Here is a 20,243-nt window from a genome sequence, read left to right on the forward strand (position 1 = left end):
TAGTTATTTTTTCAATTATTTTACCATTAATCTCTGTCCAATAGAAAGCGCATTATCCGAAAGATTATTCTTTTGTTTTAAATCTTCCACCTTTAATTCGAATTTTTTCGAAATGGAATATAATGTATCTCCTTTTTGAACAACATAGGAAGTCAGGCCATTACTAGCTATAGTTCTGGTTTCTAGTGATAATTCCTCCACTAGCTGTTTTTCATTCGAAACATAATTAATATCTAACACCTGACTGTCATATTGATCCAAATTATAGCGCTCAATGTATGAAATCAATTTGTCTGGATACTTAGGATCTGTGGCATAACCTGCAGCTCTTAATCCTCTTGCCCAAGCTTTGTAATCATCTTTGGAAAAACCAAAAAGCTTGGCATACCTGCTTCTTCCAGTTAAAAATAACGCGTGATCTTTGAATGATTCTGAAGGGTTATCATACTTCCTAAAGCATTCCTGATCAGAATCATCATCGTGCTTAACGCTTTCTCCTGTCCATCCCACATGACATTTTATTCCAAAATGGTTATTGGCACTTATTGCTAAATCGCCTCTTCCAGCACCTGATTCTAAAATCCCCTGAGCTAAAATAATACTTGCGGGAATCCCATAACTCTTCATGTTTCCCATGGCAACATCTTTATATTGAGAAATGTAAAATCTAACAATATCATTAGTGACTACTGTTTTTGAAGTAGAAACAATTGTTTCCGTTTCACTCTTTTTTTGTTCTGGTCTTGTGGGTTTGGAAAGGATGGGTTTTGTGCTGTTCCTGCTTATTTGATTCGTTTTTTTAACGGTCCTTACGACTTCTGATTTTGATTTTAAAGGTGCTTTTTTGGTTGTTGCAATAACTGGCTTTGTGGCATTACACCCTATCAAAGTCAGTATTGTAAAAATTAGTAGGATTTTTTTAAACATTGATATCTATTGTTGGTAATTGTTTGTTTCTTAATTTCATGTTCATTCCCTGAATTCCTTGAATTCCACCCGTATGAATCAGTAAAATTTTTGATTCGGCGGGAAAATAGTTTTTTTCAATTAAATCTATAACGCCAAAAACCATCTTTCCCGTATAAATGGGATCCAAATGAATTTGATTTTCAGTATAAAATTGATTGATGAATCCGATTAATACTTCATTTACTTTTCCGTATCCACCAAAATGATAGTCCGTTAGTAACTCCCAATTATCATTTTGGGTGAAATTGCGAATTTCCTCTTTTAAAAAATCACCCTTTAAGGCGGGAAATCCTAAAACTTTTTGGTGTGGCAAAACACTATTGATGATTCCTGAAATCGTTCCACCAGTTCCTATTGAACAACAAATGTAATCAAATTCAGCATCTTCCGGACCCAGAATCTCCTGACATCCCTTGATGGCCAAATCATTTGTCCCGCCTTCTGGAATCAAATAAAAACTGCCGAATTTTTGTTTTAAATTTTCGATAAAAGACACTTCACTTTTCAATCGGTATTCTTCCCGAGATATAAATTCTAGTTGCATACCGCAATTTTGAGCGAATGACAACGTCGGATTCTCAGCAACTTTACCTGCCAATTCATCTCCGCGGATAATCCCTATAGTTTTGAATCCTTTTTCTTTTCCTGCAAAAGCTACTGCGACAATATGATTGGAAAAAGCACCTCCAAAAGTAAGTAATGTTTCCTGATTTTCTTCTTTCGCCTGAAGCAAATTATACTTCAACTTTCTAAACTTATTTCCAGAAACAAAAGGATGTATCAAATCTTCCCTTTTGATTTGCACTGAAATAGAGTTCGGAAATAATGTTAGTACCTTTTGATTCAAACTATTTTATTTTTTACAAAGTAAATTTATATATACTAAAAATGCAACCTCTACAGATTGCATTTCTATTATTTGTACTAAAAACAAAAATTAATTTTTAATTATAATCTTTTTCCCAAGTTCTATCTTATCATCTGTTGCGATTTTAACAATATAGACTCCATCACTTAAACCGGATGTGGGAAAATTATAAGTAACATTCCTGCCTAAATCTTTTTTACTGAAAATTAACTTCCCAACAATATCATACAAGTTACATGTAGCAATATCTAATTGAAAAGGATTGTTAATCGTTAAATTTTTCGCATTATTATTCTGAAAAACAACAAAATCTTTAACCGCTAAGTCTTCTGTACCTAAACTATTATTGTTTTTGAAAGTTAATTCAAACTGTGTATTATTAACACCTCCAGGTAGCGTTAAGTCATAAAAATCATTTTTTATATCGTGATAAAGGTCCGTATTCTTATCATGCAAATAGATATTCTCAGCTTCCGTGAAATTCAAAATTTCTTGTACTGTAATTTTAAAATTGGCTTGATTAGTATTTTTAAAACCAAGTGGAATTTTTGTGTCTATATTAAACGGTCTCGCATCAATAACATATTCAGATTCATTTAATGAAAAATAGGTATCTATTCCAGCGTTATCTCCAGCTAACATAGCATCCATAGCGTGATCTACACCATCTGTTGCATCAGGCACCAGCGCCAAAACCAACTGACGAATCCCTTGATCGTTTAATAATGCATTTAATCTAATTTGCGGAGCGGGCTTTGTGTTGACCATGGTATAATCATATCCGGACAATGATTGAATTGCCGGCAAAAATTCATTGATGTTTTTAGTTTTACTAGGACTGCTGCTTCTTTCAAATTGAGAAAAATTTAGAACATCCTCTTTTACAAACACGCGATAGCTATTTTTCATTTCTACTATTCCATCAGCAGTACCATCTAACATGAACCCCTGACCAACAGGACAAAATCGTCTTTGAAAAACATTTCCTGAACTACCTAAATTAGTGACTTCATTCCCATTACCATCGTACGAATAAAATGTTGCCGGTGTGTAGACCCCCATGTTTCCGATAGTACCATTACTATCGCCTCCAAGTGGGGAATACGCGCCATATCCTCCTCTGAAATTATCAATATAATGCGAATTCGCAGTTTTATCATGTTCCCAGAAATAGGCAATACCAGTTGTATTTGAGGCACCTAACAAGAATAATTTCAAATCTATTGCAGATGGATATGGGTTGCCCGTTAATGTATATTGAAGATTGAGAACGTTAATTGCAATAGTTCCATCATTTGGTTTCCCTCTAAAATCATATCGTTGCTTACTCCCTGGATTATTCATAACGCCATTTACTATTGTTGCATTAGTTCCGGAAGTTCCTTTCATGGTAAAACCTTCTCCTGCATTTATGGTAGATGCTGTACCCACGGAAATCCAACTCGAATAAGTACTAGAAGTTACTAATTTATTGATCCAATAGGGCGCTATAGCAAATGGAGTTGCGGTTCCATTATAATTATTCATTCCTAAAGGGGTTGAATTAACACTAGATGTTAAAGTCACAATATCCTTAAGTTGGGTAATTCCAAAGGGTGAATTTCCTGCGGCAGCTATATTCCCGCCAACTGGGGAACACCAATAATTGTATTGAAAATTATTAGTGGTTCCTTCTTGGAACACAGATAAATTACCCAATCCACTATTTACCCCTGAAGAAGTTGAACCCTGCAGCAACTGTGCATTTTCCCTCAAATAAAAATCACTATTTGCCGCATTTAACTCTAATTGTTGTTTTATAAAAACAACTTCATTACTGGCAAAAACGTAAGAGTTTGGACTTACATACATTTGTGCATTTATATTACTCTGGATTAAAAAACCAGTAACAATCAGCAGTGTTTTTTTAAGTATTTTTGAGGTCATAAGCATAAAATTTATTGTTGAAAATCACAATAAAAATATAACTTTTTTAGACAAAACACTCGATTAAAAGAATATAAATCTGTTTAAATACATATTTTTGTATATTGAATACGTAATTTCTTATATAAATAAATCGAAAAAATAAATAAATAAAATTATTGCAAAGCTATTTTAACAAAAAAAAGCTTGATCGTTGAAGATGGATCACTTTTCTAAAATATCAAAATTTGCAACGAAAAGAAAACATAATTCTATCTGAGATTGAAGCATAAAATCTTATTTCAAAAAAATTTGTTATGAATTAAACACTATTTTTTCAAAAATAAATAGTTATAAAAACTAAAAAAAGATCTGTTTTTCAAATACTCTAAATTAGATTCATTTGCGTAAGCTTCTCTTTCGAAACTGATATTTCTATAAGCCAAATTTGCATTCTGATACCGACCCAAGCGAATAAGATATTCTAATAAATACCAAATAAAAAAAGGAAGTATTAATAATTCAAGCTGTTGACGAAGATGGATTTTTTCGTGATTGACTAAAATTATATTTTCTTTATCTTTCGGAAATTTTACCAATACAAAAGGAAATAGTGTCAATCCACGGAATCCTTTTGGAATTAAAAATTTAGCAACAATCAGAAACATTCGCTATAAAATTTATAAATTTGTAATGATAAAATGGTTCTATTTGATGAAATACTCAATCGTTTGAGTTGACGTTGCTGAATTATAAAAAACTAAATGAATTTTACAATAGAACATTCCCAAATATGATTGAACAAAGTAATGAAAATAAATTGATAGAAGGGGAAGATTTCTATTACACACCGGAAGGATATAAATGTTTTACCGAAAAACACCATTTAAAACGCGGTTACTGCTGCAAAAGTGGCTGTCGTCATTGTCCATATGGTTTCGATAAAAAAACAGGAACCAATAAAAAATAATCGCATTTTAGAATCTAAAAAATAAATAGTATTAGAGCGTCAGTTTTAAAAACACAAACATAAAAATGGATATTTGTTTACAGAAATATAGAATCAAAATTCATAAATCCTACCACAGGTCGGATATTCGTTATCCATAGTTGTTTCATTTTTTTTCAAGAAGCCACTGCTTCTTTCAAGAATCAACACAAAAAAATTAACGAAACAACATCAAACATGACTTTTCAAGAACAAATACAACAGGGAATTCCTTCGGTTTTACCAAAACCAAAACCCTACGAAACAGATATCAATCACGCCCCAAAGCGCAAAGAAATACTTTCGACAGAAGAAAAAAAACTTGCTTTACGCAATGCCTTACGTTATTTTGAACCGCAACATCACGCCGAATTAATCAAAGAATTCTCGGAAGAACTGGAAACCTACGGCCGTATTTACATGTACCGTTTGCGTCCGGATTATAAAATGTATGCACGACCAATAACTGAATATCCAGGAAAAAGCGAACAGACCAAAGCAATTATGCTGATGATTCAAAACAACTTGGATTATGCCGTGGCGCAACATCCGCATGAATTGATTACTTATGGTGGAAATGGAGCAGTTTTTCAAAATTGGGCACAGTATTTATTGACGATGCAATATTTATCTGAAATGACTGATGAGCAAACCTTGACGATGTATTCCGGGCATCCAATGGGATTATTTCCTTCCCACAAAGAAGCTCCGCGAGTTGTTGTGACAAACGGAATGGTAATTCCTAATTATTCTAAACCGGACGATTGGGAAAAAATGAATGCATTGGGCGTTTCTCAATACGGACAAATGACAGCAGGAAGTTACATGTACATTGGTCCGCAAGGTATTGTACACGGAACAACCATTACCGTTTTGAACGGTTTTCGTAAAATAAAACGCAGTCCAAAAGGCGGCTTATTCGTCACTTCTGGTTTAGGCGGAATGTCTGGCGCACAACCAAAGGCCGGAAATATTGCCGGTTGCATCACGGTTTGTGCCGAAGTAAACCCAAAAATAACGCACATTCGCCACAGTCAAGGATGGATCAATGAAGTTATTGAAAATGTGGATGAATTAGTAAAAAGAGTCGCTTTGGCACAAGCCAATAAAGAAATTGTCTCCATCGCATATCTTGGAAATGTAGTTGATGTTTGGGAAAAATTTGACGAAGAAAACATCCACATCGATTTAGGCTCTGATCAGACTTCACTCCATAATCCTTGGGCGGGTGGTTACTATCCAGATGATATTTCCTTTGAAGAAGCCAATATAATGATGGCTGAAAAACCTGATTTATTTAAAACAAAAGTTCAAGAAACCTTACGTCGTCACACGACCGCTATCAATAAACACACTGCCAAAGGAACGTATTTCTTTGATTATGGAAATGCTTTTTTATTAGAAGCTTCCCGAGCTGGTGCTGATGTTATGGCAGAAAACCACATCGATTTCAGGTATCCGAGTTACGTACAGGATATCATGGGCCCTATGTGTTTTGATTATGGCTTTGGTCCTTTTCGATGGGTATGTGCTTCAGGGAAACCAGAAGATTTAGCCCAAACAGATATAATTGCTTGCCAAGTTCTCGAAGAAATGGCAAAAACAGCTCCCGAAGAAATTCAGCAACAAATGCAGGATAACATTCACTGGATAAAAGGTGCCCAGGAAAATAAACTAGTTGTGGGTTCCCAAGCCAGAATCTTGTATGCTGATGCAGAAGGTCGCGTAAAAATTGCCGAAGCTTTTAATCAGGCTATAGCCAAAGGCGAAATAGGAACTGTCGTTTTGGGTCGCGATCACCACGATGTTTCTGGCACTGATTCGCCGTACAGAGAAACTTCAAATATCTATGACGGCTCCCGTTTTACGGCTGATATGGCAATTCAAAACGTCATTGGAGACAGTTTTCGCGGTGCCACTTGGGTTTCTATTCATAATGGCGGAGGAGTTGGCTGGGGCGAGGTAATTAACGGAGGATTTGGTATGGTTCTTGATGGTTCAAAAGAAGCCTCAAAACGTTTAGCATCAATGCTTTTCTGGGATGTCAACAACGGGATTTCCCGAAGAAGCTGGGCTAGAAACGAAGGCGCACTATTTGCCATCAAACGAGCAATGGAAACGCAACCTTTGTTGAAAGTCACCATCCCTAATATAGTTGCCGACAATTTGTTGGATTTTTAAAAATTTGAACGTATCTTTAATAACATTTAGTAATCTAATAATCAAGCCATGAAAGCAATTAAACTCCTCCCAGTACTTTTACTTTTCGTAGTTGCATCTTGCAGTTCCGTAAGAGTATATTCCGATTATGATAACAACGTGGATTTTAGCCAATATAAAACATACGCTTTTCATAAAAAAGGAATCGATAAAGTTGAGATTTCAGAATTGGATAAAAAAAGAATACTAAATGCAATAGACCGAGAATTAAGCTTAAAAGGGATGACTAAAAGTGAAAATCCAGATTTGCTAATCAATATACTTACCAAAGAAAGAGAACGAATTGACGTAAACCAATACAACGCAGGTTGGGGTTACGGTTGGGGATGGGGATGGAATCCTTATTTATGGGGAGGCCGCAGCACTTATGTTTCCTCTTCAACTGAAGGAACATTGTATATTGATTTAATTGATGCCAAGAAAAAAGAATTAGTTTGGCAAGGAGAAGGCGTTGGTTATTTGACGGAAAATCGCAGTGAAAAAGAAAAACGAATCAACGAATTTGTTGCTAAAATTTTAGAGCAATTTCCACCTAAAGCAAAATAGTTTCCCATCAGATTCAAACATAAAAGTCTACCTTTGCGTAGGCTTTTTTTATACCCAATCATGACACCACAAACCGACATTACTACATTCGACGATATCAAATTACTGGTTGATACTTTTTATTCCAAAGTTCAAAAAGACGAATTTATTGGTCCCATTTTCAATGAGAAAATAGGAAATCGATGGCCCGAACATCTGGAAAAAATGTACCGCTTTTGGCAAACTATTTTACTTGAAGTGCATTCCTATTCCGGAAGTCCATTTCCGCCACACAAACAATTACCGGTTGCGAAAGAACATTTTGACCGCTGGATGGAAATTTTCACTGAAACTACTGATAGTCTATTTGTAGGACCATTAGCAGAAGAAGCAAAACTTCGGGCTAAAAATATGGCTGAAATGTTCCATTACAAAATTGACTATTTCCGCAGTCTTGAGAAAAATCAAACGAACAATTCGTAGTTTTTTAAATGGTTTTTCAATCCAAAATCTGTTCCTTATTGCAAACAGCAACACATTTCTTTATGCGTAAATTATTATTTCTTGCCGTTTTTCCAACTTTTCTATTTTCTTGTTCCAATTTAAAACAAACCGCTGAAAACAAAGCAACGCCAAGTTTAAAGCTAATCAGTTCGATTGAAATTCCATTTGATGAAATGTTTCAGAATACAAAAGTGGGCGGATTATCCGGAATCGATTATGATGCAAAAAACGATTTGTATTACCTGATATGTGACGATAGATCTGTGTTTAACGATTCCAGATTTTATACCGTAAAGATTAATTTGTCCGAAGACAAAATAAAAAGTTTTGCTTTTCAAAACGTAACTTATTTGAAAAACGAAACCGGAACAGCGTATGGAAATTGGAACACCACGCCAACTACTTCCGCAGATCCAGAAGACATCCGATTCAATCCAAAAACGAATTCTTTAATTTGGAGCAGCGAAGGCGCGCGAGTGATTACTGCCGATAAAGAAGTCTTACAAAATCCTTCCCTGAACTTCATGGATATAAAAGGTGACTTTCTTGGCAATGTTACCTTACCTGAAAATTTAAAAATGCAAAAGCTAGAAAAAGGCCCGAGAAATAACGGGACTTTAGAAGGAATTACTTTTGACAAAAAGTATAAAAATATCTACACCAACATTGAAGAACCTTTATTTGAAGATGGCGACCAAGCCAACACCAGCAAAGGAGGTTTAATCCGGTTCTATCAATTTGATGCCAAAACAAAAGAGAACACCGCTCAGTACGGCTATCAACTGGAACCTATTGCGCTTGAACCCAATCCTAAAGGAGCTTTTGCAGTAAATGGTATTTCGGCAATTCAGTATTATGGTAAAAATCAGTTATTGATAGTAGAACGCTCCTACTCGACCGGAACGCAAGCCTGCACGGTAAAAATATTTTTGTGTGACCTGAAAAAGGCAACTGACATTAAAAATTATCCTTCCTTACAAAATCAAAAATTAGAATTGGCTTCTAAAAGACTGGTCCTTAACATGGATGATTTGGGAATTTTTATTGATAATATTGAAGGGCTAACTTTTGGACCAAAATTGGCAAATGGCAATCCATCTCTCATTTTTGTTTCGGATAATAATTTTTCTGATAAACAGAAAACGCAGGTTTTGGTGTTTGAATTAGTGAAGTAGTAAATCCAAAGAACATGTTTCAATCCCCAACTCCCCTAGCCCCGATTGCAATGAAAAGCTTTTTGCGAAAGCCGTTTTGGTTTTTCTTGTTTATAAAAAGCGACCGGAGGAAGCTCTTTTATGAACTTTAGAAAAACAAACGGGTTTGCAAAAACTTGCAATGAAAAGCGGGAAATAGCTCCTGAAATTCGTACTTTTGCAGTAGAACTACAACGTTTTCGATATGAACTCAACTATAGAAAGCAATCCGTTATTAGACCGATTGCCAAAGCACTTAAAACAATTCATTAAACCTCAGGATTATAGCGATTACACGCCCATAAATCAAGCGGTTTGGCGTTATGTGATGCGCAAAAATGTAGATTACTTATCAAAAGTAGCCCACAGTTCTTACTTGGAAGGTTTGAAAAAAACGGGAATCGAAATTGACAACATTCCGAGTATGTACGGAATGAACCGTATTCTGACCGAAATAGGTTGGGCTGCTGTTGCCGTGGATGGATTTATTCCGCCCAATGCTTTTATGGAATTTCAGGCCTATAATGTGCTTGTAATTGCATCTGACATTCGCCAACTCGAACACATAGAATATACGCCTGCACCGGATATTATTCATGAAGGTGCCGGTCATGCGCCCATTATTGCCAATCCGGAATATGCGGAATACCTGCGTCGTTTTGGGGAAATAGGCTGTAAAGCGATTTCTTCGCACAAAGATTACCAAATGTATGAAGCCATCCGACTGCTTTCTATCTTAAAAGAAGCCGAAGATACCCCGCAAGCTGATATTGATGCTGCCGAAAAAGCGGTGGAAGATTTGCAGAATAACATGGGTGAATTATCCGAAATGGCGCAAATCAGAAACCTGCATTGGTGGACCGTGGAATATGGTTTGATTGGAACTATTGACAATCCAAAAATTTATGGTGCTGGACTGCTTTCGTCCATTGGTGAAAGCGCTTGGTGTATGACGGATAATGTGAAGAAAATACCTTACGACATCTCAGCGGCGAACCAAAGTTTTGACATTACAAAACTGCAACCGCAGCTTTACGTTACTCCAGATTTTGCTTATTTAAGCTTAGTTTTAGAAGAGTTTGCCAATAAAATGGCGTTGCGTACCGGAGGATTATCAGGAATTAATAAACTGATTCATTCGAATGCTTTAGGAACGATTGAATTGAGCACCGGAATTCAGATTTCGGGAGTTTTTATAAATGTTATTGAAGAAGAAGGAAAACCCGTTTATATCCAAACAACCGGAAAAACGGCATTGTCATACCGTGAAAAAGAATTAGTTGGTCATGGAACAATCAAACATGCCGAAGGTTTTGGAAGTCCTATTGGAAAATTAAAAGGTATAAATCTAGCGATTGAAGACATGAGTCCAAGAGACTTAAGCGCTTATTCCATTACCGAAAGTAAAACTGTAACTTTAGAATTTGAAGGAGATATAACCGTAAAAGGAGAAATCATTACAGGTTCTAGAAACCTGCACGGAGAGATTATTTTAATCAGTTTAAAGAATTGTACCGTGACTCACGGAGAAACCATTTTGTTCCAACCAGAATGGGGAATTTATGATATGGCTGTTGGTAAAAAAGTGATTTCTGCTTTTTCAGGTCCTGCTGATGTGAATAGTTTTGATTTGATTTCGCATGTCCCAACAAGCAAAACCATCAAAGCGAAACATACCGCGGAACGTGATGATTTAGAGGTTTTATACCAAACAGTTCGAAACATAAGAGAAACGAAGGATACCGAAACTTCTTTGGCTCCAATTTTTGATAAACTACGAACCAATCATCCAAACGATTGGTTGTTAGCTGTTGAAATTACAGAGCTATTGAACGACCGAAACGAACCTCAATTGCTACAGGAAATAATGGTTTATTTGGATCAATTGAAAGTAAAAAGACCCGAAGTAGCGCATTTGATTACAGGTGGTTTAGACTTGATTTTTGACAAAGAGAAAGCTTAAAAAAAGGAACCGCAAATTCACAAATTATTAGAGTTGTCTAAAATTTGTGAATTTGCGGTTCCTTTTTTAATTATAATTTTATTTTTTGCCCAAAATCTTTCTCGCTTTCGATAATTTTACCTTCGTATTTTAAAGTCCAACCCAACTGACTCGTTGTGATTAATAGTTTAGACAACTCGCTGATTAATCGATTTTGAGCATTTGTTTTCAATGTTGATTTTTCTATTTTCTTAGCCAGATTTGCTTTTACTGATTTGTTGATTTTATTGTAATCATCTCCCGTAAAAGGATTCAGTTTACTTTGTTCGACATCATAAAATTGAATATCCGGACTGATTTTTATTTCTTCTTTTGGAATACTAACAATCGTGATGGTTTTATTTTTTTCATCGATATCGTATTTCATTTTGTGCAAATCATACGCTACAGTTACATCGGCATTGACGACAACCAAAGCTTTTTTCTCGAAAGAAAGCATGTCCATCAAGTATTTCTGTTGATTTTTATAGGTGATAACTTCTGAGAAATGACCTTCGGTAACAACCAATTTCCCTACATTTAGGATTTGTTGCTGAATGAGATTTGTGTTGTACGTGATATCTTCATCATCGTTTTTCTTAAAATCGCAATATTTGAACAATAAAAATATTCCGGCAATAACTGCTATTCCAATAAGTATTCTTCTAAGCATAATTAAAATTTCATAAATGAATATTGACTTTCCAATTTAGTGATTTTTTCTCTGACTTTGGTCTCGAACTTTAAATGACTTTCAGAATCCGGATTAAAAGCCTTGTGCGAAAGACTTTTTTGAATACTTTCTACTTCATCCATCGTCGCAAAAGCAGTTTCAGAAATAGTAGTTTCCTTGAAACGTTTCCAAATATAATCGATTGCCACTTGATTAGGATGTAACATATCTTCTGCATAAAAACGGTAATCCCTAAGTTCATCCATCATTATTTCGTAAGAAGGAAAGTAATTTATAGTCGAAAGTCGAAAGTCAAAAGTCCCATGAAGCGCACTAATTATATTGGCTTTGCTCCATTGGTTTTCTACAAAACCATCTTTGATGTGTCGTACCGGTGAAACCGTGAAAATAATAGTGCAATTAGGATTTAAAGCATGAATTAATTTCAGCGTATTTGCAATACTTTTTTCTATTTCTGCAACAGAAAGTAATTCTTTCTTAAACTGCTTTTGTGGCACTTTATGACAATTCGCCACAATAGAATAACTTACTATATTTCGATAAACCCATGAAGTTCCATATGTTATGATGACATGAGTTGATTCGGTTATTTGTTGGTTAGTTGATTTGATTAGGTCATTTAAAGATGCCAACAATTCTTCTTTATTTGAATTACTTAAATCCGAATGTACATCAAAACAATGCCAACGTTCATTGTGAAAAAAAATGTCGTTTTCTGTAAATTGCTTTTCGGAAACGGCAAAATCTATTAGTTTTTCAATCGCTAAAGGATGAAATAAAATACCAACTGGATTACAATGATTTTGAAATTTAAAATAGTCCAGTTTCTCTGCCATATTAACCGCAAAACAAGAACCTAAAGAGACAATCTTTGAATTGTAGTCTATTGGATAATTACTTTCAAGAATGGGAATTGGGGTTCTGAATTGCATTGTTAATTTATTTACTACAAATTTGAATAATTTTAGCGAATTAAATGAGGTTTAGATCTTTTTTCATTGGTATTAAAAAATCTAAAATTAAAAAACCCTTTCAGAGTTTTAAACTTTGAAAGGGTTGTTACAAACATAAATGTTTTTATTAATAGAAGTATTCTGTTTTCAAATAACCACCATTTCCATTAGTAGCAACAGTATTTTCGGAAACCCGTTCTATCGGGTAATTATCTAAATCGTATTTAAAAGAATTAGTATAAAAATTAGCTGATGATGTTATTTGGTCGTCTTTAGAAATACTTGTAATTACAGTACTCATCAAACTATTATTAGAAGAGATTTCTTCATTATAATCCAACAGTTTTTTGTAGCCCGAAATATTATATAATGGATTATGCTTAGTATCATAATCAAAACTTATGCTATAATTTGAAGTAACTCCTACCGCCGTGTTGTCTAAAATTCGTTCATCTTTCAAGAAGTTTTCATTTTCAAAAGACAATTTTCCGTGAAATTCCTTTACTTGCTGATTTGCTGAACTAATCGTAAATTTTTCATAAGAAACAGTTTCATCTGAGTTGTGAATGTATTTTATTCTGTAATTACCCAAAGATTCGACTCCAACCAATTTTCCTTCAAGATAACTATATTCAATAGTCTCCAGAAGCTGATTTACTTTATTTAGCGTTACCGTTTTGTTAATCAAGCCATCAGTATACGTAAAATCGGTACGTTTCTTAGCACCGTCAATACGCACTATTTCATTTCCATTATAAGTAAACAAAGTTATTTCAGAAGTTCCATTTACTGAAGTCTCAACTATTTTTTTTATAAATTTTATGCTATCATCATTATCCGATGAACAAGAATAAAGAGCCAATAAACAAATCGATACTATCCAAAATATTTTGTTTTTTTTCATTAAAAGTCAATTATATTATAGTCTATTTTAGAATTTTTTATAAATTAATTAAAGTGCAAAGTTACAAAAACATTTCCTATCATTTCTAATTTGAATCTTTCTACTTACCTTACAAACTCAATTGCTTTATCCAAAGCTTGTTGAATTCCAGCTACATTCTTCCCACCTGCTGTCGCAAAAAACGGTTGTCCGCCACCACCTCCTTGGATAAATTTACCCAATTCACGAACTACTTGTCCTGCGTTCAGATTTTTCTCCGCCACTAATTCTTTAGAAACATAACAGGTCAACATTGGTTTTTCTTCGTCGGCAGTAGCCAAAATTAAAAATAAGTTATTCCCTAAATTCCCTAATTCGTAAGCCAAATCTTTTGCTCCTTCTGGATTCAAATCGACTTGTTTGGCTAAGAATTGCACGCCGTTTATTTCCTGAATTTCAGCAACTAAACTCGCTTTCAAGTTTTTTACTTTATCTTTTACCAAAGCTTCAATTTGTTTCGCTAATTTGGCGTTTTCTTCTTGCATCGAATGAACGGCTTTCAAAATATCCTGAGGATTTTTCAAGGCTGATTTCACTTCATTCAATGTATTTTCATACGAAGCAAAATGTGCTTTTACCGCATCACTTGTAATCGCTTCGATACGACGAATTCCCGCAGCAACCGCTCCTTCAGAAACGATTTTGAAATGCCAGATTTCAGCTGTATTTTTCACATGGATTCCACCGCATAATTCCATGCTTTCGCCAAATTTAATCGCACGAACCTCATCACCATATTTCTCTCCAAACAAAGCCATCGCTCCTTCTTGAACTGCTTGCGCAAAAGGAATGTTTCTTCTTTCGATTAGTGGCAATTGCTCTTGGATTCTTGCGTTTACAAAATCTTCCACTTGTTGCAATTCAGTTTCTGTCATTTTAGCAAAATGAGAAAAGTCAAAACGCAAGTAGTTTGGATTTACTAAAGATCCTTTTTGTTCCACGTGTGTTCCTAAAATACTTCTCAACGCTTGATGCATCAAGTGTGTCGCCGAATGATTTCTGGAAGACAAGCTTCTCAAATCCTGATTTACTTTAGCAACAAAACCAGCGTTTACATTTTCTGGTAATTGTTTTGTAAAATGTAAAATCAGGTTATTTTCTTTTTTAGTGTCGATGATCTCTATAGTTTCATTTGCAGAAACCAATGTTCCTTTATCTCCTACTTGCCCTCCTCCTTCTGGATAAAATGGCGTGTTATCTAAAACGATTTGGTACAAAACTCCGTCTTTTTTACTGTCGACTTTACGGATTCGGGTGATTTTCACGTTATTTTCTGATTGATCGTAGCCTACAAATGTTTCCACATTTCCAGGAATCAATACAGACCAGTCTTCAGTAGAAACTTCCGATGCAGCACGGGAACGATTTTTTTGTTCTTGCATTGCAGCGTTAAAACCAGCTTCGTCTAGTTCGAATCCTTTTTCTCTCAGAATTAATGCTGTTAAGTCAATTGGAAATCCGAAAGTATCGTATAATTCAAATGCTTTTGTTCCAGAAACAGTTGAACCTTTAGTTTCGGCAACTACATTTTCTAATAATTGTAATCCTTGGTCTAATGTTCTCAAGAAAGAAGCTTCTTCTTCACGAATTACATTCGTAACCAATTGTTGTTGTGCTTTGATTTCTGGGAAAAACTCCCCCATTTGATTCGCTAAAACACTAACCAATTGATTGATGAACGGTTCTTTGGTATTCAAGAACGTAAATCCATAACGAATTGCACGACGCAAAATTCTACGAATCACATAACCAGCGCCCGTGTTTGATGGCAATTGTCCATCAGCAATAGCAAAAGCTACGGCACGAACGTGATCGACCACAACACGAATAGCAATATTAGTTTTGTTTTGCTCTTCACTAATATTTAAAACTTCGTTTGAAGTATATTTTAATCCTGTAATTTGCTCTACTTTTTCAATAAGCGGTGTAAAAACATCGGTATCATAATTGGAAGTTTTTCCTTGTAATGCCATACACAAACGCTCAAATCCCATTCCGGTATCAACGTGTTTTGCAGGTAATTTTTCCAGAGAACCATCAGCTTTACGGTTGAATTCCATAAATACATTATTCCATATTTCTACAACTTGCGGATGATCATTGTTTACTAAACTTTTTCCTGAAACTAAAGCTTTTTCTTCTGCAGAACGAATGTCAACGTGAATTTCTGAACAAGGCCCACAAGGTCCTTGGTCGCCCATTTCCCAAAAATTGTCTTTCTTATTTCCAAGAATAATGCGGTCTTCGTCAATCAATTCCTTCCAAATATCCCAAGCTTCCTGATCGAAAGGTACGTTTTCATCCGGATTTCCTTCGAAAACGGAAACGTATAAATTTTCTTTTGGAATTTTATACACTTCTGTCAAAAGTTCCCAAGCCCAGTTGATCGCTTCTTTTTTGAAATAATCTCCAAAAGACCAGTTACCCAACATTTCAAACATCGTGTGATGATAGGTATCAAAACCTACATCTTCAAGATCATTATGTTTTCCTGAAACACGAAGACATTTTTGCGTATCGGCAATTCTGGTGCTTTTTGGAGTTCCGTTCCCCAAAAAATATTCTTTGAACTGTGCCATTCCTGAGTTATTGAACATCAATGTTGGATCGTCCTTAAGTACAATAGGTGCTGATGGAACGATTAAGTGTCCTTTTGATGCGAAAAAATCCAAAAATTGTTTACGTACGTCTTGTGATTTCATTATTAATTTTAGTTTAAAGTTTAAGGTTTAAAGTTAATTATCCCTGAAACTACATCTTTTACTATTCATTTTTTGCCCCAGATAGCAGTGAAAAGCTTCAAGATTTATACATCTATTTTTTCTTGAGGTGGCAGAGCGACTAGAGGAAGCTCCTGCTGGCTCATTAGAAAAAAAGATTTATAAACGAGAACTTGTAACGAATAGCTGGAATAGGCACATTATTTTATTTATTCCTGAAAAAAGGGTGTAACAAATGAAACATTTCTTAAATTTGTTCGTCTAACCTTTTTACAGTGTGCAAAAATAGGGTATTTTAAAATATGTCGAAAGTAAAATATTATTACGATTCCGAAAATCTAGCCTATAGAAAAATAAAAACACGAAAAAGAATAAAATTTGGTGTTATTATCTTGTTTTTATTGGCATCAGCGTTGTTTGGTTTTTTGAGTTTTGTAGCTTTACTAAACACTCCTTATTTTGAAACGCCAAAAGACCGTTTGCAAGCGCGTGAAATTGAGAATTTGAAATTGAATTATGCGCTGCTGAACAAAAAAATGGATCAGGTAAATGGTGTTATTGAAGCTATTGAGGATAGGGATAATAATTTGTATCGCGTGTATTTTAACAAATCAGCAATTCCAGATTCTATTCGGAAAGCAGGATTACCAGGCAAAAACAGGTATCAATTATTAGAAGGATATGACAATTCACAGTTGGTAATCAATACCACAAAAAGGATTGATGTCCTTGGTAAGGAATTAGCGGTTCAGTCCAAATCATTGGATGTGATTTTGAAATTGGCAGAAGCCAAAAGTGATTTTTTGTCAGCCATTCCTGCCATTCAGCCAGTACGAAATGAAAATTTAAAACAAATGGCCTCCGGTTTTGGTTATCGCACGGATCCTTTTACAAAAGCAAGGAAAATGCATGAAGGAATGGATTTTACGGCAAAAACAGGAACGCCCATTTATGCTACGGGTGACGGAGTGGTAGCAAAAGCAGACAACACCGCTTCCGGATATGGAAATCATATTGTAATTCGGCATGGATTTGGATACGAAACTTTATACGCACATTTGAGCAAATATAAAGCCCGAGCTGGACAACGCGTAAAACGAGGTGACGTTATAGGTTATGTAGGAAGCACAGGAAGGTCCGAAGCACCACATTTGCATTATGAAGTTCTAAAAGATAAAAAAGTGGTGAATCCGCTAAATTTTTACTACGGAAACATTTCGGCAGTAGAATATGTTGTAATCGCGCAACTGGCAAACCAGGAGAATCAATCATTAGATTAATACAAAAATAGGGTGCAGTGTTCGGTTCGCAATGTTCAGACAAAAAATAGTATACAGTAACAATTCAACTGGACAAAAAATAAAAAACAGATATGCATATTGAATTATCTAAAGATAAAAGATATTACAGCATTGGCGAAGTAGCCAAAGCATTTGACGTGAATGCATCGCTGATTCGTTTTTGGGACAATGAATTTGATATTCTGAAACCAAAAAAGAATGCGAAAGGCAATCGAATGTTTACTCCGGAGGATATCACTAATTTACAATTGATTTATCATTTAGTCAAAGAAAGAGGTTTTACCCTGGAAGGTGCCAAAACCCATTTGAAAGAAGGACAAAAGAAAACCTTGGATAAGTTTGAAATTATTCGCAAACTGGAAACGATACGCACACAATTAACAAATATTAAAAACGAATTGTAGTCAGCACGGCTACTTACCAATTAATTTTTTTTAAACAATTAAATAATAAACATTAAATTAAGTAAACATGAGAAGATTTTTGCCTTGGATTATTGGAGCGGTTGTGATTTTTGTAATTTACAGCTGGGTTAAAGGAATTAATAATACTGCAGTAACGTTAAACCAAAATGTAGAACAATCTTGGGGTGATGTTCAAACAGCGTATCAAAGAAGAAATGACCTTATTGGGAATTTAGTAAACACCGTGAAAGGTGCCGCTGATTTTGAAAAAAGCACTTTGACAGCAGTTATCGAAGCGCGTTCTAAAGCTACTGCTGTAAAAATTGATCCTGCAAATATTACTCCGGAACAATTAGCGGAATTCAACAAAGCGCAAAGTGGTGTGAGCAGTTCATTATCCCGTTTATTAGTAACGGTTGAAGCGTATCCAGAATTGAAAGCCAACCAGAACTTCTTGAAATTACAAGACGAATTGGCAAGCACAGAAAATCAAATTCTAACGGCGAGAACGCGTTTCAACGAAGCAGTAAAACCATATAACTCTCACATCAAAACGTTTCCAAACAGCTTATTTGCTGGATTATTCGGATTCAAAGAAAAAGCATACTTTAATGCAGTTGAAGGTGCAGATAAACCAGTTGAAGTAAAATTCTAAAGTTAGATTATTAGACTTCTTAGATTTTTAAAAGTCTAAATAAATCAAATTTAAATTGAAGAAACAACCTTTAAAAATTAACGGTTTTTATTGCAGATTTAATAATTCTGAAATCAAAAATCGTTAATTTTAACTCAAAAATATTTCAATGTCAAAAGTAGAAGATTTTTTAACCAAAGAAGAAGAACAAGAAATTGTTGAAGCTATTCGTATGGCTGAAAAAAACACTTCTGGAGAGATTAGAGTTCATATAGAAAAGACAACTTCCATGGATGCGTATGATCGCGCCATGGAAGTTTTTCATGAACTAAAAATGGATGAAACTGAACTTCAAAATGGTGTTTTAATTTACTTAGCGGTAGAAGACAGAAATTTTGTAATTTGTGGTGACAAAGGCATTAATGACGTAGTACAAGATGATTTTTGGAATTGTACCCGAGACATTATGGTGGCGGAATTCAAAAAAGGAGATTTTAAGCAAGGCCTTATTGATGGAATTACAAGAGCCGGAGAACAATTGCAGAAATATTTTCCTTGGTTGGAAGGAGACACAAATGAATTATCAAACGAAATATCTAGAGGATAATGCTATTACAAAAAAAGAATACTACAATTTTCCTAATGCTATTTGTTTGTTTGTTATTCACACAAATTGGCTTTGCGCAATTTACCATTCCTGAAAAACCAACTTTACAGACTTCTGTTTATGATTATGCGAATGTTTTAAGCGCAACAGAAAAAGCACAATTAGAAGAAAAGCTGATTAAATATTCTGATTCTACCACTACTCAAATTGTGATTGTTACCATAGAAACCCTCAAAGGGGAAGATATTGGTATTCTTACTCCAAAATGGGGACAAACTTGGGGAATTGGAGGAACAGCAAAAAATGATAATGGAGTTCTTATTTTATTGGCTAAAGCCGAAAGAAAAATATGGATCTCAGCAGGTTATGGTCTTGAAGATCGATTGACTGCAGGTATTGGTGGAGAAATTACCCGAAACATTATTATTCCAGAATTTAAAGCAGGAAGTTATTACAAAGGACTTGACAAAGGAACGGATGCTTTATTTGATGTTTTCAAAGGGAAATACAAAGGCGAACGAGTTAAAGCAACCAAAGATAAAGGATTGCCGATTTTACCAATCATTATTATTGTCATCATTATACTGGTGCTGATATCGCGAAACAAAGGCGGTGGCAATTCTGGTAACAGAGGTGGCGGAATAGGACCTAGTTTATTAGACGTCATTATTCTGAGCAGTTTAGGCAGAAACAGTGGCGGAGGCGGTTTCGGCGGAGGTTCATCAGGTGGTGGATTTGGCGGTGGAGGTTTCGGCGGTGGATTTGGCGGTGGAGGTTTCTCTGGCGGTGGATCTGGTGGAGACTGGTAAAACATATAAAATAATTAAAAGCTGC

Annotated in this window: 19 protein-coding genes; 11 read left to right on the forward strand and 8 right to left on the reverse strand. The window is 35.0% G+C overall.

Translation table 11 applies throughout. From position 1 onward, the window contains the following. Window positions 1-15: 15 nt before the first annotated feature. The 4 genes from G7A72_RS06170 to G7A72_RS06185 form a co-directional block, all read right to left on the reverse strand. On the reverse strand, window positions 16-927 hold the full coding sequence (locus G7A72_RS06170; protein WP_165151835.1) for a glucosaminidase domain-containing protein: 912 nt from the start codon (window positions 925-927) through the stop codon (window positions 16-18). Then, on the reverse strand, window positions 920-1,816 hold the full coding sequence (locus G7A72_RS06175) for a 1-aminocyclopropane-1-carboxylate deaminase/D-cysteine desulfhydrase (protein WP_165151836.1): 897 nt from the start codon (window positions 1,814-1,816) through the stop codon (window positions 920-922). The genes G7A72_RS06170 and G7A72_RS06175 overlap by 8 nt, the downstream gene beginning before the upstream one ends. A gap of 90 nt (window positions 1,817-1,906) precedes the next feature. Beyond that, entirely contained in the window at window positions 1,907-3,763 is a 1,857-nt protein-coding gene (locus G7A72_RS06180; RefSeq protein WP_165151837.1) for a T9SS type A sorting domain-containing protein, read from the reverse strand. Between the two features lie 308 nt (window positions 3,764-4,071). Then, window positions 4,072-4,410, reverse strand: coding sequence for a hypothetical protein (locus G7A72_RS06185; protein ID WP_165151838.1), 339 nt, complete (start codon window positions 4,408-4,410; stop codon window positions 4,072-4,074). Window positions 4,411-4,535: 125 nt separating this feature from the next. Between G7A72_RS06185 and G7A72_RS06190 the strand changes: the two genes are divergently transcribed. From G7A72_RS06190 to G7A72_RS06215, 6 genes are all read left to right on the forward strand, one after another. After that, on the forward strand, window positions 4,536-4,712 hold the full coding sequence (locus G7A72_RS06190) for a DUF5522 domain-containing protein (RefSeq protein ID WP_165151839.1): 177 nt from the start codon (window positions 4,536-4,538) through the stop codon (window positions 4,710-4,712). 216 nt (window positions 4,713-4,928) lie between these two features. Further along, window positions 4,929-6,911, forward strand: a complete 1,983-nt coding sequence (locus G7A72_RS06195) for a urocanate hydratase (protein WP_165151840.1) — start codon at window positions 4,929-4,931, stop codon at window positions 6,909-6,911. A 48-nt stretch (window positions 6,912-6,959) separates the two neighbouring features. Continuing rightward, on the forward strand, window positions 6,960-7,496 hold the full coding sequence (locus G7A72_RS06200) for a DUF4136 domain-containing protein (protein WP_165151841.1): 537 nt from the start codon (window positions 6,960-6,962) through the stop codon (window positions 7,494-7,496). Window positions 7,497-7,556: 60 nt separating this feature from the next. Next, the gene (locus G7A72_RS06205) at window positions 7,557-7,958 is read left to right on the forward strand and encodes a group III truncated hemoglobin (protein WP_165151842.1); all 402 of its coding nucleotides are present in this window, start codon (window positions 7,557-7,559) and stop codon (window positions 7,956-7,958) included. A 62-nt stretch (window positions 7,959-8,020) separates the two neighbouring features. Beyond that, a complete protein-coding gene (locus tag G7A72_RS06210; RefSeq protein ID WP_165151843.1) occupies window positions 8,021-9,154 on the forward strand; it encodes an esterase-like activity of phytase family protein in 1,134 nt (377 codons plus the stop codon). A 223-nt stretch (window positions 9,155-9,377) separates the two neighbouring features. After that, window positions 9,378-11,135 (forward strand): aromatic amino acid hydroxylase, encoded by a 1,758-nt coding sequence (locus G7A72_RS06215; protein WP_165151844.1) that lies wholly within the window; start codon window positions 9,378-9,380, stop codon window positions 11,133-11,135. Window positions 11,136-11,205: 70 nt separating this feature from the next. On the opposite strand, the gene G7A72_RS06220 is transcribed toward G7A72_RS06215, so the two are convergent. From G7A72_RS06220 to alaS, 4 genes are all read right to left on the reverse strand, one after another. After that, the gene (locus tag G7A72_RS06220) at window positions 11,206-11,826 is read right to left on the reverse strand and encodes a DUF4230 domain-containing protein (protein ID WP_165151845.1); all 621 of its coding nucleotides are present in this window, start codon (window positions 11,824-11,826) and stop codon (window positions 11,206-11,208) included. A gap of 2 nt (window positions 11,827-11,828) precedes the next feature. Continuing rightward, entirely contained in the window at window positions 11,829-12,779 is a 951-nt protein-coding gene (locus G7A72_RS06225; RefSeq protein ID WP_165151846.1) for a GSCFA domain-containing protein, read from the reverse strand. Window positions 12,780-12,927: 148 nt separating this feature from the next. After that, a complete protein-coding gene (locus G7A72_RS06230) occupies window positions 12,928-13,704 on the reverse strand; it encodes a hypothetical protein (RefSeq protein WP_165151847.1) in 777 nt (258 codons plus the stop codon). Between the two features lie 104 nt (window positions 13,705-13,808). Then, window positions 13,809-16,445: an alanine--tRNA ligase gene (gene alaS, locus G7A72_RS06235; protein ID WP_165151848.1), complete on the reverse strand. Its 2,637-nt coding sequence runs from the start codon at window positions 16,443-16,445 to the stop codon at window positions 13,809-13,811. Between the two features lie 320 nt (window positions 16,446-16,765). On the opposite strand from alaS, the gene G7A72_RS06240 reads away from it, so the two are divergent. From G7A72_RS06240 to G7A72_RS06260, 5 genes are all read left to right on the forward strand, one after another. Beyond that, entirely contained in the window at window positions 16,766-17,743 is a 978-nt protein-coding gene (locus tag G7A72_RS06240; protein WP_165151849.1) for a M23 family metallopeptidase, read from the forward strand. Between the two features lie 92 nt (window positions 17,744-17,835). Further along, complete coding sequence (locus G7A72_RS06245; protein ID WP_091165014.1) at window positions 17,836-18,168, forward strand: MerR family transcriptional regulator; 333 nt, start codon at window positions 17,836-17,838, stop codon at window positions 18,166-18,168. A gap of 67 nt (window positions 18,169-18,235) precedes the next feature. Further along, window positions 18,236-18,823 (forward strand): LemA family protein, encoded by a 588-nt coding sequence (locus G7A72_RS06250; RefSeq protein WP_113665212.1) that lies wholly within the window; start codon window positions 18,236-18,238, stop codon window positions 18,821-18,823. A 148-nt stretch (window positions 18,824-18,971) separates the two neighbouring features. After that, on the forward strand, window positions 18,972-19,409 hold the full coding sequence (locus G7A72_RS06255; protein ID WP_113665211.1) for a TPM domain-containing protein: 438 nt from the start codon (window positions 18,972-18,974) through the stop codon (window positions 19,407-19,409). 35 nt (window positions 19,410-19,444) lie between these two features. Continuing rightward, window positions 19,445-20,218 carry a YgcG family protein gene (locus G7A72_RS06260; RefSeq protein ID WP_241258585.1) on the forward strand — a complete coding sequence of 258 codons (774 nt, stop codon included), beginning with the start codon at window positions 19,445-19,447 and terminating at the stop codon, window positions 20,216-20,218. Window positions 20,219-20,243: the final 25 nt, after the last annotated feature.

It is taken from the genome of Flavobacterium sp. Sr18, from assembly GCF_011064265.1.
GTDB lineage: Bacteria > Bacteroidota > Bacteroidia > Flavobacteriales > Flavobacteriaceae > Flavobacterium > Flavobacterium petrolei.